Source organism: Pseudomonas sp. P9_31 (genome assembly GCF_034008235.1).
Classification (GTDB): domain Bacteria; phylum Pseudomonadota; class Gammaproteobacteria; order Pseudomonadales; family Pseudomonadaceae; genus Aquipseudomonas.
Genome location: NZ_CP125375.1, coordinates 3,423,633 through 3,437,393, shown reverse-complemented (window position 1 = coordinate 3,437,393; position 13,761 = coordinate 3,423,633). Strand labels below are relative to the sequence as shown.

12 protein-coding genes and 3 pseudogenes are annotated in these 13,761 nt (G+C 53.9%); 1 reads left to right on the top strand and 14 read right to left on the bottom strand.

Features of this window, described 5'->3' with window-relative positions:
• The first annotated feature begins 29 nt into the window (after positions 1-29).
• Positions 30-284 carry a hypothetical protein gene (locus QMK51_RS15005; RefSeq protein WP_320390716.1) on the top strand — a complete coding sequence of 85 codons (255 nt, stop codon included), beginning with the start codon at positions 30-32 and terminating at the stop codon, positions 282-284.
• 86 nt (positions 285-370) lie between these two features.
• Here the strand turns inward: QMK51_RS15005 and QMK51_RS15000 are convergent, their stop codons facing one another.
• From QMK51_RS15000 to xylB, 14 genes and pseudogenes are all read right to left on the bottom strand, one after another.
• On the bottom strand, positions 371-1,162 hold the full coding sequence (locus QMK51_RS15000) for a PoNi-like cognate immunity protein (protein ID WP_258695939.1): 792 nt from the start codon (positions 1,160-1,162) through the stop codon (positions 371-373).
• Positions 1,163-1,224: 62 nt separating this feature from the next.
• On the bottom strand, positions 1,225-1,950 hold the full coding sequence (locus QMK51_RS14995) for a YcxB family protein (RefSeq protein ID WP_320390715.1): 726 nt from the start codon (positions 1,948-1,950) through the stop codon (positions 1,225-1,227).
• Positions 1,925-2,695: a PoNe immunity protein domain-containing protein gene (locus QMK51_RS14990; RefSeq protein WP_320390714.1), complete on the bottom strand. Its 771-nt coding sequence runs from the start codon at positions 2,693-2,695 to the stop codon at positions 1,925-1,927. The genes QMK51_RS14995 and QMK51_RS14990 overlap by 26 nt, the downstream gene beginning before the upstream one ends.
• Positions 2,692-3,459 (bottom strand): PoNe immunity protein domain-containing protein, encoded by a 768-nt coding sequence (locus QMK51_RS14985; protein ID WP_413817483.1) that lies wholly within the window; start codon positions 3,457-3,459, stop codon positions 2,692-2,694. Before QMK51_RS14985 ends, QMK51_RS14990 begins: the two co-directional genes overlap by 4 nt.
• Positions 3,460-3,466: 7 nt before the next feature.
• Positions 3,467-3,691, bottom strand: a pseudogene (locus QMK51_RS14980) (PoNe immunity protein domain-containing protein); the annotation flags it as partial.
• A gap of 39 nt (positions 3,692-3,730) precedes the next feature.
• Positions 3,731-4,011 (bottom strand): annotated as a pseudogene (locus tag QMK51_RS14975) (type VI secretion system tip protein VgrG); the annotation flags it as partial.
• A gap of 4 nt (positions 4,012-4,015) precedes the next feature.
• Positions 4,016-4,573, bottom strand: coding sequence for a hypothetical protein (locus QMK51_RS14970; protein ID WP_320390713.1), 558 nt, complete (start codon positions 4,571-4,573; stop codon positions 4,016-4,018).
• Entirely contained in the window at positions 4,570-4,800 is a 231-nt protein-coding gene (locus QMK51_RS14965) for a hypothetical protein (RefSeq protein ID WP_320390712.1), read from the bottom strand. The genes QMK51_RS14970 and QMK51_RS14965 overlap by 4 nt, the downstream gene beginning before the upstream one ends.
• Positions 4,801-4,916: 116 nt before the next feature.
• A pseudogene (locus QMK51_RS14960) lies at positions 4,917-5,566 on the bottom strand (DUF2931 family protein).
• A 21-nt stretch (positions 5,567-5,587) separates the two neighbouring features.
• Complete coding sequence (locus tag QMK51_RS14955) at positions 5,588-6,238, bottom strand: DUF2931 family protein (protein ID WP_320390711.1); 651 nt, start codon at positions 6,236-6,238, stop codon at positions 5,588-5,590.
• Positions 6,231-9,713, bottom strand: a complete 3,483-nt coding sequence (gene tssI, locus QMK51_RS14950; RefSeq protein ID WP_320390710.1) for a type VI secretion system tip protein TssI/VgrG — start codon at positions 9,711-9,713, stop codon at positions 6,231-6,233. The genes QMK51_RS14955 and tssI overlap by 8 nt, the downstream gene beginning before the upstream one ends.
• Before the next feature lie 228 nt (positions 9,714-9,941).
• Positions 9,942-10,673: a hypothetical protein gene (locus tag QMK51_RS14945; RefSeq protein ID WP_258695923.1), complete on the bottom strand. Its 732-nt coding sequence runs from the start codon at positions 10,671-10,673 to the stop codon at positions 9,942-9,944.
• A gap of 540 nt (positions 10,674-11,213) precedes the next feature.
• Positions 11,214-12,152, bottom strand: a complete 939-nt coding sequence (locus QMK51_RS14940; RefSeq protein ID WP_258695922.1) for a carbohydrate kinase family protein — start codon at positions 12,150-12,152, stop codon at positions 11,214-11,216.
• A 12-nt stretch (positions 12,153-12,164) separates the two neighbouring features.
• Positions 12,165-13,661 carry a xylulokinase gene (gene xylB / locus QMK51_RS14935; RefSeq protein ID WP_320390709.1) on the bottom strand — a complete coding sequence of 499 codons (1,497 nt, stop codon included), beginning with the start codon at positions 13,659-13,661 and terminating at the stop codon, positions 12,165-12,167.
• Positions 13,662-13,761: the final 100 nt, after the last annotated feature.

The window sequence follows — 13,761 nt, the reverse complement described above, 5'->3', positions numbered from 1 at the left end:
TTTGGTCACGGTGCTGGCGATTAATTACTATGCCAACGATAAATCCATTTCCCGATCGCTATCGCTCAATCAAAAGCAGCGTTACCGATTCAAGCCCCATGGGCATCGACACCCAGGCCAATCCCCAAGACATTCTTGAAGCCGCTCTACAGCGGATTCGTGCTTCCAGTAATTTACTGGAAACGCTTCATTGCCAGTGTTTCAAAAACGGTGATGTGCAGGACATTCCGCACATAACCCATGCGCTGTATCTGTTGACGCAGGACGGTTGCGATCTGTTGTAGGTTGCGCAGCAGCAGATGTTGGGCTGGAAAGCGCCTGCTTGACGCCTATTGGAACATGCCTGCTTCCTGTGGGGCAGGCTTTGAAGCTAAATGCCTGAGGGCGATGCATTTGAGGCTTTTTGGTGTCGGGCATATTCAACGAGATCTTTGGGATAAACCCTGTGATCGATTTTGCTGTCGTCGATGTCATATAGAAATGCGATAGCTCCTGCTTCTACCGCCCAGTAACCGACGTAGTTCCCATCCTCTCCCTGTAAATGAGTGTCATGCCAAGGCGCCTGTTTGAATGCGGAATACCATTGCGTGCAGTATTTTTTAAGATAATGGGCAGCGTCCTCTCTACTGTCTGCATAAATGGCCCGAATCAAAGGTGAGTAGACCGCGTGAAACCATTGGTCCACATCGTGTCTGTTCGGCAACACCTTGATCAGCAGATCTTCATAGAGCGTATCGTCGCCAGCATAGCCTGCACGGTCTATCAGCAATACAAAGCGTTGAAGTAAATCAATGCGATGCAGCAGAACGCAGAAGCCTATGACTTGTACACATTCTTCAAATTCGTGGGGCCAATCGCTTATCGCGAGCGGCGATATGTCAGGACTGCGCTGGTACTCCGCCAGCCTGGCTTGTTTGGTTTCGTATTTTTCTATGAGATCTTCAAGCAAAGGAATGAGAGAGACGATTTCCTCACCTGCCGTGTAAGCAGCTAAAAGCCTGTCCAGTGCCAACTGCTTGAAATGCATTGAGCGAAGTGTCGCCTCTTCTTCGGGTGAGTCAGACTGAAAGGTGTTTGTCTTGAAAAACTCAATCACATCGTCATGTTCTTTCAAAAACTTGTTGTACTGATATTCACTAAAGAATTTTTGTCGTTTGTTCATGGCGGCAACTTTTAAAGGGCAGAGATTTATTTGCTGGCCCAACGTTCAAGACCTGCCAACCGTCAAATGACCGAATCGGGTACCCGGCTTAAAAACAGCTTCAAGCCTTTCTGATACTGGTCCGCGTCCATGACATCGCTGTGTTTGGGGATGTGATAAAACTTGCCCTTACGATCCAGTTCGGCAGAAGCCACGGAGTAGAAGTCGGGCGTCTCCTTGAGGCGCACGATCTTTCCCCAGGCCAACTCGCCTTTGGCGCCTCTGCCTTTGGTATTGATCAGGCTGAAGCCCTCATCGTCGAACAGCAGCCGATAAGCACCTTCAGCGGCCCTGAGGTTATTGCGCAATTTGATTTCGATGAGGTGCCGGTTCGTGATGCGAAAAGTCGTGCGTGGCTTGGCATGACTGGCGGCGAGACGTGCTTGCAGGCGGCGTAGCAGTCGACCGGAGAAGAACCACCAGACCACCATAAAGATCACTCCGTACAGCACCATCGAAATAATCTTCTGGGGGGTGAGCGGACGCTCGGGGAAATAGATCGCCAGCATGCCGCCGGCCAGGCACAGGACAAACAGCAGGGGCGCGAGCAAACGATCCTGCAAGCGTGCGACATAGCTCAACAGTCGGGCCTGCTGTTGATCATGCTTGAGCATTTCGCGCTCCAGCAGCTCGCCGATCCTGATCTCGGTGTGCTCGGGAGTAATGGTGAATTGCAATTCCATGGCGTTGAATCCGAAATCCGTTTCTTGAAGAGGGTAGAGTTTACGTGTTTGCGCGGCTCCTGGCATATTCAACCAGATCTTTGGGGTAAACCATGTGATCGATTTTGCTGTCGTCGATGTCGTATAAAAACGCTATTGCACCCGCTTCTATAGCCCAATACCCAACATAGCTGCCACCTTCTCCCTGTAAATGGGTGTCATGCCATGGTGCCTGTGTAAATGCGTCGTACCATTCGCTGCAATATGTTTCAAGATAACCGGTGGCATCTTCTTTCGTCTTTGCATAGATGGCCTGCACTAACGGCGAATAGACGTCGTGATACCATTGATCTATATCATGTCGATCAGGTAGTACCTTGCAAAGTAAATCCTCATATAGCGTGTCATCGCCTGCATAGCCGGCATTGTCTATGAGTTTTACAAATCGACCAAGAAGGTCTTTTCGATGTAGCAGGATGCAATAACCAATAACTTGTGCGCACTCTTCATATTCGTGCGGCCAGTCGTCTATCGAGAGTGGTGATATTCCAGGGGATTGTTCAGACTTTGCAAGTTTTTCCTGCCTGATTTCATACTTGCCAACCAGGTCTTCAAGCAGAGGGACGAGAGACGGTATTTCTTCTCCCGCTGTGTATGCCGCCGTCAACTTGCGAAGTGCTAGGCGCTGAAGAAATCTTGAGCGAATAGTCGCTTCTTCGTCGGGCGAGTCTGATTGAAACGTGTTTGTCTTAAAGAACTCTATGGCTTCGTCGTGTTCTCTAAGAAAGTTTCTGTAGTGGTTTTTACTAAAAAAATTTTGTCTTTTAATCAAGGTTTTATCCCTCTAGCGTATTCGACCAAGTCCTTTGGATAAACCATATGATCGATGGTGTTGTCGTCTATGCCGTATAGAAAGGCAATCGCACCGGCCTCAAAGGCCCAATAGCCAACGTAGACTCCGTCCTCTCCTTGAAGGTGAGTGTCGTGCCACGGAGCCTGCTCGAACGCTGGATACCATTGTTGGCAATATTTTTTCAGTAGTTTTGACGCTTCTCCTTTACTGTCGCTATAGATCGCTTGAATGAGTGGTGTATACACGTCGTGATACCACTCATCGACATCGTGCCGGTCAGGCAATACTTTCTTCAGTAAGTCTTCGTAAAGAGTGTCGTCACCCGCATAACCCGCTTCGTCTATGAGTTTGACGAAGCGCGAAAGCAAATCGGTGCGGTGCAATAGGACACACAAACTGATCACTTGGACGGCTTCCTCGTATTGATTTGGCCAGTTATCTATTGCGAGGGGCGAGATATTCGGGACGCCTTGGTACGCTGCCAGGGCTTTCTGACGAACTTCGTACTTTTCAATCAAGTCTTCAAGCAGGGGAATAAGGGAGTCGATGTTCTCCCCAGCGGTGTAAGTTGCGAGCAGCTTGTCTAGAGATAGAGTCTGGAAGTATTTTGCACGTTGAGAGGCTTCCTCTAATGCAGAGTCAGATTTGAATTGATTTGTTTTAAAAAATTCTATGAGCTCATCATGCTCTTTAAGGAAGTTTTCGTAGAGCTTGTGACTGAAGGGTTCTTGTCTTTTATTCATCAGGATCCTATCTGGAGGCAGTAACCTTACTGTGGTTTTTAGCATATTCGACCAAGTCTTTCGGATACACCATATGGTCGAGTTTGCTGTCGTCTATGTCAAATAAAAAAGCGATTGCCCCGGCCTCGATAGCCCAATAACCAATATAACTTCCATCCTCTCCTTGCAGGTGAGTGTCATGTCAAGGTGCTTGTTTGAATGCTGGATACCATTGTTTGCAATAATCATTCAGAAATCTTGAGGTTTTTTCTTTGTCCAGCCAGGTCGGATTGGCCTTGGCTTCTTTCATCAGGCGACCGGCGATGTCGGCAGCGGCGAGGCCTGGAATCAGCGGGGCGAGGATGCCGATTCCGGTGCCGGAACCTGGCCCCCCCCGGAATTCACCTTCACCTCAGCCCCGCTGATCGTCACGCCACCCGCATCAATCTTCACAAAGCTCCCACCAGCCTTGGCGGTCAGCTCCATGCCACCCTCAACCACCACCTTCTCCCCAGCGTGGTAGTGAATCTCTTGCCCCGCCTCGACAAACTGCGCCGTGCCGACCTTCACATGCAGATCACGGTTTAAAGTTGTTCAGTTCAATTAGCTTTTCAACATTTTCACTTGAAGTCACTGGAAGTTTGTCAAACTCAAAATGGGCACCGTTTTTTCCGTAGCTCAAATATTTGTGCGAGCTTTCATTGCCCGTATTCTCAAAAATAACTTCAGGTCCATTTCCGGATATTTTTATCCAGCGAGGACGATTTCTTTCAGCGAAATCGATTCGTTCTATTTTTCCGTCACCTGAGTCGAAATAGAACAAAACTCCTTGTATAAAGTTTGAAGTGAACTCGCCAGAAATTACGAGTGCATTTAGATATTGCTCGCCGGAAGTGCACTGCCACTGCACTTCGCTTCCCCGCGATTCGGTCGACTCGTCGTACATGAATCTCGTTTGTTTGTCGTGGCGGATTTTATAGACATAAGAGTCTTCAATGGGTGAACTGCGTAACAGTGAAGCAGTATGATTTGGTCCGGCCAGTTCGCAGTTGATGACTGAATTTAACTGAGGTTGAGCTGCGAATGCCTGAATACAGAATGTGGCAAGTCCAACGCTGAACAGAAGGTTTTTCATTTCACCATATCCCTCAAGATTTGCATTGAGTTGGGAGCAGCATGAAGCTTCGCGGAGCAATCCTTGATCTTGCGGTAATAGATACCGGACGGGCGCTGGGAGCCGGGCTTGTCCGCGATACAGGCGCCTCGGTATGTCAGGTACACCGAGGCGATGCTATCGCAGGCAAGTTCGATGTTGAAACAGAACGGCTGGTTGAGGGCTTTGCGGCCGACGAAGCTGAGCACCTCCACGCCTCAAGCGATCTGACACCAAACCCTGATTTTAAGGCGGAATCGGATGAGGTTCTCCCAGGAAGCATTTCAGGCTCCTGTTAGCTAATTGTCTGCAGGAGCATGTCTAGTCACCAAGAGCCATACGGCACGCCAAACTTTTTGACATAGGCTTTGGATATGTCGGAGAGCGTGTCGTACTCTCCCCCTGATTTGCCTTCATAGGGCCCGCGCGGATCAACCTCGGCTTGTACCCGTGTGACTTCGATTGGCGGCAGGCAGGGACCGAGTACCCAGACTTTGGCAATGCCACCAGGAGCAAGGCCCACGACTAACGCTTCACGGTAGTCTGATATCCATTTGCCATCAAAAGCGCAAAAAACTTTTTCTTTTTTGCACATGAGCTCCCTGGTCGACTCGGGTATGTCGATAGCCACCTGGTAAGTTTGCGGCTCGACTAGTGATTGCCAGCGGACATAGATCTTTTTCGGCAGATCCGCTCCCGTCACGTACTTACCCTTACCCCAGCCAGGTCTTTCAGGCCAGTCTTTGGGGTCACCAGAGTTGTTGGGAGGTGTTTGTATCGCAGAGACGCCGTCATGGCTCGTCGATAGACCTGGCCTTTAATATCTATGACGTCAGCTGTTTCGATCCAGACTTCCATGTAATTGGGTGCCGAGAAACCCAGGCGCCATGCGTCATACGGCAAAGAACGGCTATCAACGAGTGAGCAACCGCTGAGCAAAAACGCGACTATGGCGATACGTAGGAAATTACTCATTAGGAGTGCCGAACACTCTCGCTACCAGGAGCCATACGGCACGCCAAACTTCTCGACATAGGCTTTGGAAACCGCTGAAAGGGGCCGGTAGTGACCTCCAGATTTACCTTCATACGGGCCACGCGGATCAATCACGGCTTTTACCGTCGTCACTTCAATGGATGTCATACAAGGACCGCCTACCCAGACTCTGGCAATACCTCCGGGAATCAGCCTTATACCGATTGACTGACGATATCCGGTGATCCATTTGCCATCGGCAGCGCAGAAAGCTTTTTCACCCTTGCGCATGAGCTCCCGAGTCGTCTCGGGGATTTTAATCACCATCAGATAGGTTTGCGGTTCGGCCAGCGACTGCCAACGGACATAGATCTGCTTGGGCAAGTCGGCCCCTGTCACACGCTTGCCACCGCCGATGGCTATTTTTTTTGGCCAGCCTCGTGGATCGCCAGCGTTGTTAGGAGGCGCTTGCATTGACGCGACGCCACTCACCGCACGTGGATACACCTGTTCCTGAATATCGACGACATCGGCTGTTTCGATCCAAACCTCCATGTAGTCGGGGGCCGAGAACCCCAGGTCCCAGGACTTGTAGGGCATTGACTGGCTGCTGGCGACAGTACAACCACTGAGCAGAAAAACGACAAGAGCGATACGGATAAAATTACTCATTAGGATGCACCGTGCGCACAGAGTTTTCGTCTGGTCGATTAATGAAGACAATATTCAGATCGCTATTATTTCGATTTTTAGCAGCGTTCCAGTTATCGGAGATATGAACATACCGCTGAAATAGCAGTTCTTCCTCCTGCCAAGTCAGTCCAGTTGTTTTACTTTTGCCCTGAGCGTAAGCCATCAGTTTTTCGGAGATGGGAACGAGTTCCGCAGGTAGTGCTAGTCGCGGCTCGCCTTCGTCAATCTCGCCAAACGGTACCCCGTTTTCCACGGCCAATTCGCGCATGATCCGAAAGTAGATCAAGGACAAATCACTGCGGACTTCGCGCTGGCTGCTGACTGCGGCATAAACGTGCTTCATGTTTTTGCGATTGTCCTTGTCAGTACTACGAAACGGTACCTCCCAAGTCCGAACCTCCAACGAAAGGTGATATTGGGCCAGTTGATCTTGAAGCTGTCTCAAGTCCTGCTGGGCAAGCTTGTAACTGTTGGCCTCAGCAAAGTGGACTTTCTCTTCAACCTCGCTTTTTCGTGGTTTGCTAAGCAGGACGCGCTCCACTGCCTTGGGTAAATAACCACCACCCAGGTCCGAATGCACGCCAGGCAAGACAATATCCGCCGCTCCAAGACTGTTGAGGGCGAAGTTATAACGGCGCTCATTTCGGGCGACTAACTGGACGACTTTCTTAGCCGCGTCTGGGGCCAAAATGATGTTGATCCCAGGGTTGTCGGCGTTGTTACCAGTCCAGTCCCCCACCAGCGGATTGGCAATGGCCGCGACGGTGTCGTAAACGCCAATAAAATTTATGGACACATCGGTATGTGGCTTCCAAGCAAAGCTATCCGCCAATATTGGGGCGCCCATCGGCAATGCTTTGGCGAGGATACTTTGGTTACCCTTCAATACCTCATTGGCAAAATCCCTTGCCGCTGCGGAGCCACGGCTGAACCCGAAAATATCGAACTCGATTTTAGCGACGCGCTTATCGGGATTGTTCTCTTGAAAGGCTCGGATAGCGTTGAGAATAAGTTGTGGTGCCTCTTCGACTCGGGTCCTGACGCCCTGCGCGCCTATACCGGTGCCTTGCGAAAAGGTGGAATCCTCGGCAGTACTGCTGGTACCTATCCCATCCACGTAAACTCGCAGGCTGGCCGTCTTGGCATCGATTGGCCTCGCTATGTTCGAGTGGTCTTCATAAAGGTCATACAGCCGGGCGACGTTACTGACGTCATTCCCGTAACTGTTATCCGGGGAACTTCCCTTACCGTCATAACCGTAAGAGGCGCAGTACTTGCGAATCTCTTCAGCCATGTCCTGCAGGTTTACATCAGGTGCAAAACAACCGAAGACACGCTCACTGTTGGTTCGGTTGTTGCCCGTCCCATCGAAGAACACCCCAACCCGCAAGGTGATGTCTTCCACCTCGACTTCTTCTTCCTCTTCTTCAAGCTCTTCTTCCACCGCAGGTGGTGTCGAATCGGCGGTGGCGTTGAGTTTTCCAACCGGTGGGGGGCTCAACAGTTGCCCCGAAATAGCGGCTGCGGCCGCTCCCGGGATAATCGGAGCGAGAATCTGGATTCCCGTACCCGCGCCAGGAGCGCCACCAGAATTCACCTTCACCTCAGCCCCACTAATCGTCACGCCACCCGCATCAACCTTCACAAAGCTCCCGCCAGCCTTGGCCGTCAGCTCCATGCCACCCTCAACCACCACCTTCTCCCCAGCGTGGTAGTGAATCTCTTGCCCCGCCTCGACAAACTGAGCCGTCCCCACCTTCAGATGCTGAGTCACACCGACGGTAAGGTGATCATCCGCTCGTGCTTCAGTCTTGCGGTCCAGATGCGTGAGGCGATGCTCTTCCACCTTGAACTCGCTGAACACATTGGCCTCAACCGTGTCATGCCGTTCATTGCCGACACGAATTTTCTGGTCGTGCTCGATGTTTTCATCCCAATCCCGCTGGGCGTGCAGGTAGATCTGTTCCGCGCCTTTTTTGTCTTCGATGCGAAACTCGTTGTAGCCCTTACCGCCCGGCGAACTCAGGGTCTTGAAGGTGCTGCGGGTTTTGTTGGCCGGCAGGTCGTAGGGGACGACGTTTTCCTTGTGGTACAGGCAGCCGGTGATCAGCGGTTGGTCGGGGTCGCCTTCGAGGAAGGTGACGAGTACTTCCATGCCGACTCGCGGGATGGCGATGCCGCCATAGGCGTTGCCGGCCCAGCCGGTGGCGACGCGCAGCCAGCAGCTGGTTTTGTCATCGGACTGGCCGTCGCGGTCCCAAAAAAACTGAACCTTGACCCGGCCGTATTCGTCGCAGTGAATTTCTTCGCCCGGCGGGCCGGTGACGATGGCGGTCTGGCTGCCCAGCACTTTCGGTTTCGGGTGTTCCAGGGCCGGGCGGTAATGCGCGTCCCACGGGGTGGCGAGGAAGCGGTTGCGGTAGCCCTGGTGGAAGTCGTCCTTGCTGTCGGTGACGTCGCTGGTGATGTTCTCGCCGAGCACTTGCGGTTGCTTGCCTTCGTGGATGACTTCCAGCAGCAGCCAGAGGTCGTTCCACTCGGCGCGCGGGTGTTCGCTCAGGGCCATGAAGTGGCCGCTGACCAGGGTCGGTTCGTCGCCTTTGCCTTCGGCGAGTTGGTAGTCGCTGCGATGGCGTTCCAGGGCGCGGGTTGCCAGTTGCTTGCCACGTGCGCGGTCGGTGAAGCGGCCGGGGTAATCGTAGTCTTCGAGGTCCGGGGCGAACGCGCTCTTGGCCGCGCTTTCTGGCAGCAGGCGTGGTTTTTCGAAGTCGTAGTCGCGGCGGCTGACGCGGGTGGTGCGGGTTTCCAGGCGCAGGTTGAAGCGCTTGATCACCGGCTTCTCGGCAGCCATGCCGGAGTCTTGCTGGTAGCTTACTGGCGCGAGTTTGCGGAACACCGTCTGGTCATCGCCGAACACCAGTTTGTGGCCGCTGGCACTGTGCTGGAAGTGGAAGTGAATGCCTTCCTCTTCGCACAGTCGCTGGATGAAATGCAGGTCGGATTCGTCGTACTGCACGCAGTACACGCGCTCGGGGTAGATCGCGCCGAGCTGGAAGCTGTAAGCGTCGGCCAGGATGCCCCGGGCTTCAAGCACTTGGGCGATAATTTTCGGCACGCTTAACTGCTGGAAAATCTGCTGGTCGTGGTTGTGTCGCAGGTAGGCGAGTTGCGGCACCAGGCTGATGCTGTAGCGGGTCAGACTTTTGCCGGAATCGCCTTGCTCGATGCGGTAGACCAAACCATGGATCTTGCCCTGGCCGGTGGCGCCGAAGGTCAGGCAACCGGGCTTGTGCAGCAGCTCTTCGAGTTTCAGGTCGGGGCGGGCGCTGACCAGTTCGATGTCGAAACAGAACGGCTGGTTGAGGGCTTCGCGGCCGACGAAACTGAGCACCTGCAGGTCGACGGAAACGCCTTCGAGCGTGAGGGAAATATGGGTTGCGTTCGCGTCCAGCATGCCTTGAGTTCCGTCCTTTGAAAAAGCAGGCGCGGATGGTGAAGCATTAAAGTGCCACGTTCAAGGCTGAAATGCCGTAGGTCCGGGGGCTGACGGGTATCAGGCTTTCCCCTATAACCGAGGTTTTGCGCAATGAATACGGGCATTTCTTGAGGCGATTGGTCGTTACGCCAGATAAAAGGAAGACCCCACAGAGTGGGGCCTTCCTTTATTACTCAGCTAGAAAATTCAAAGCGATTGCAAGGAAATGGTCGCGCTTTGAGAGTTTTGCGTGCTGTCCGCATCCATCCACACCCATTGCGTACCGTCGCCTTGCAGATTGTTGGTAATGCTCTGGATCTGCGAGTAAACGATCTTGACGTTCCCAGCCGCACTGGCAGTAGGCCCAATGTTGGTGACCTGATTGGCAAGGAGGCCGTTTGAAGTCTCATTGACGACGAACACGGTCGCTTGCGCCTCACGGAACTGGCAGGAGAGGAACTGTGTAATGGTACTGGTGATCGTCAGGTTCATCCATTTCGAGGGAGGTACCGCATAGTAACGGGAGTACTTGTTGAACGGATGCTGCTCACCATCGGCCGGCAGCGGATAATTGGTCAGCCCCGATGTATTGGTCGGCATGCTGACACTTCCCAGCCAGATTTCCACCTGTGACTTACCGCTGTTGCTGGGCAGTGAAACCGAAATGGTTTGAGTATCGGTGCCCGAGACAAAACCCAATGATGCCAGGCCTGCATTGGCCGTGGTGCCAGGGACTGTGATCTGTACGGGCGGCAGGCTATTGCTCCAGTTTACGGAGACAGTTGAATTGGTGTCATTTTGAGCAGAGTTGTAGATAAAGATGCCATAAAGCTGGCCGGGGCTAAGCGCGGTACAGGTGGCTGTATCACCTGCGGTGAGCGTAATGCGTTGTCCGCCGTTCCAGTTAATTTGGGCAGCTGAGATAGCGACACTTTCCATGTTGGAGTTCCTTTTCCTGTTGTGGGGGTATAAGGATGGCGCACAACAATTATCCTTACCTGCGCTGTGCGTGGAAAAGATATTAGTTGAAGGCAAGTAACGGTCAAGTGACTGTCAGGTTATTTTTAATTAACCAGTCTCCTCTTCTGCGACAGTTGGGTTGACTCGGCAGAAACCTGCTGTGACCATCTGTTTTGTTAATATAATTCAACAAGATAGGATTCTGATATGGAATCAGAAACAGTGGTGCTGGAAAGGTGGAAGAGATCAAGGAGTTGAAGTCGTTGGTGCAGTCAATTGCTTGTATTTATTTTTTTGGAATAACTGCAATTATGAAGTGTTATAAATTTTATTGTTGGAGTAGGAAATATAAAGTTGTCAATAGCCGATTGTCTTTTGCCTGGCTCGATGTTGCAGGGTGTATTTTTAAATTGTAATAACTATATATCTAGAAAATATAAGAGACGAAAAATATAGCACCCACGGCAGGTCCTGAATTCAGGGCCTGCAATGGCAGAGGAGGCATGTGGGGCGCGGATTTCAGCCCAACTGCCGCCGATATGGCAAATCCGGCCCGGTCTTGCTGCAGGTCAGGGCGGCGGCGCTAACGGCGAACCTGAGCATGGCTTCGATCTGCTCCTTGCTCAACTGATGCAAACCGTCGACCGAATCCAGTTGCTGCTCGGTGAGCCAGGCAATCAGCGCCGCCTGGAAGGTGTCGCCGGCGCCAACGGTGTCGGCGACTACTACATTGACAGGCGGTACTGACCACGAACCATGACGACGGCTGAACACCGTTGCGCCTTCGCCGCCACGGGTCAGGAACACCAACTGACAGCGATGCTCCAGCCAGCCTTCGATCACGCGCTGCGGATCTTGCTCGGGGTACAACAGGCTCAAGTCTTCATCGCTGACCTTGATCAGGTCGGCCAGCTCCACCAGGGTGGCAATCCGCGAACGCCACAACTCGATGTTTGGCTCGGGATTCAGGCGCACGTTCGGGTCGAGGCTGATCAGGCGCTTGCCGCTTTCCCGCTGAACCAGCGCCAGCAAGGTATCGGCAATCGGTTGCACCACCAACGAGAACGAGCCGATGTGCAAGCCGCGGACTTCAGGCCCCAGTTCTGGCAGGTGCTCCAGCTTCAATTGCCGGTCAGCGCAACCCTCGCCACGAAAGCTGTAATGGGGTGAACCATTGGCGCCGACCGCGACCATTGCCAGCGTGGTCGGCGCGGCAAAGTCCACGAGGTAGTCCGGGCGCACACCTTCATCCTGCAGCACTTGCTGCAAACGTCGGCCGAGGTAGTCGGTCGACAGCCCGGCAAACAGCGCGGCATCGACGCCCAAGCGGCGCAAACCGACCGCCACGTTGAACGGCGAGCCGCCGGCAATCGCCTTGAAATTCACTTTGGACGCCAGGCCGCTGGCATCGTCTTCACTGAAGAAATCGAATAGCGCTTCACCACACACCAGATACATAGTTTTCGCTCTTTAAAGGGTTGCGACATGCTGTTGATAGCGTTCGTAGGCCTGCTGACAGGCCAGTACATTTTCTGCAATCGGTAAGGTTTCACTGGCCGGATCGAGCGTTACGCAGCGCTCACACAAGTCGGCCAGGCTGTCTTCATGCCCGTTTGCCCAGGATTTGCACCACGCCGCCTGAATCGCTGCGCCAAGGGCCGCGGCTTCGCTGTGTTCGGTACAAATCACCGGCGTATTCATGATGTCGGCGACGATCTGCCGCCACACCGGGCTCTTCGAGCCGCCGCCGGTCAGGCAGATGCTACGGCTTTGTAAACCATTCTTGCGCAGCAGGTCCAGCCCGTAACGCAAGCCGAAGGTGGCGCCTTCCACCACGGCACGACACAGGTTGGCCCGGGTCAGGTTGGTCATGGTCAACCCCTGCAGGCTGCCGCTGGCATGGGGCAGGGCGGGAACGCGCTCGCCATTGAGGAACGGCAGCATGCACACGCCTTCGGCACCGATCGGCGCTTGCTCGACCAAGGCGTTGAACGGTTCGATATCCAGTTCGAACAACTCGCGAATCGCCCCGGTGGCATTGGTCAGGTTCATGGTGCAGATCAGCGGCAGCCAGCCGCCGCTGGAGGAGCAGAACGTTGCGACCGAGGCGTCCGGGCTGACATTCGGTTGCTCGGCATAGGCGTAAACCGTCCCCGAGGAGCCAAGGCTCATGGTGATCGCGCCGGGCTTGATATTGCCGGTGCCGATCGCGCCCATCATGTTGTCGCCGCCGCCACTGGAGACCAGCGCCTTGGGGTTGATGCCCAGATGCCCGGCGATGCTCGGCAGGATTGTGCCGACGGGCTGGTGAGCATCGATCAGTTCCGGGAGTGCGGCTTGCAGGCGACCGGTGGGGTCGATGTCGCGCAGCAGTTGCAAGTCCCACTGGCGGGTGCACACGTTGAAATAACCGGTGCCTGAGGCGTCGCCGTACTCGCTGCAACTGCGGCCGGTGAGCCAGTAGTTGAGGTAGTCATGGGGCAGCAGAATGCGGGCGATCCGGGCGAACACCTGCGGGTGTTGTTCTTTGGTCCAGAGTAGTTTGGACACGGTGTAGCCAGGCGCGATGACCACGCCGAGGCGCTCCAGAGAGCCTTTTTCGCCGCCCAGATGGGCGAGCAAGCGGTCGTTCTCCGGGGTGGATTCGGTGTCGCACCAGAGCTTGGCCGGGCGCAGTACCTGACCTTGATCGTCGAGCAGGACCAAACCATGTTGTTGGCCGGAAACACCGATGCCGAGGATGGCCTGACCGTCCACATCCGCCGCAAACAGCGCGCGGCGGGTGGCGAGGGTAAAGGCTTCCAGCCATTGGGCCGTGTCTTGTTCGCGACGGCCGCTGGCACCGCTGAAGAGGCTGTGGACGGCGGCGCCTTGGCCGAGGACCTGGCCGCTATGCGCATCGAGGATGACGGCTTTGGTGCCTTGGGTGCCGCAGTCGATGCCCAGGAATAATTGTTGGTTTGCCATGGAAGATCCTTGGATCGTCAGGTCGATATCAGTGAGCCCAATCGCGAGCAGGCTCGCTCCCACAGGAGATGTTTAGAGGACACAGGATTTGTGTTCGACA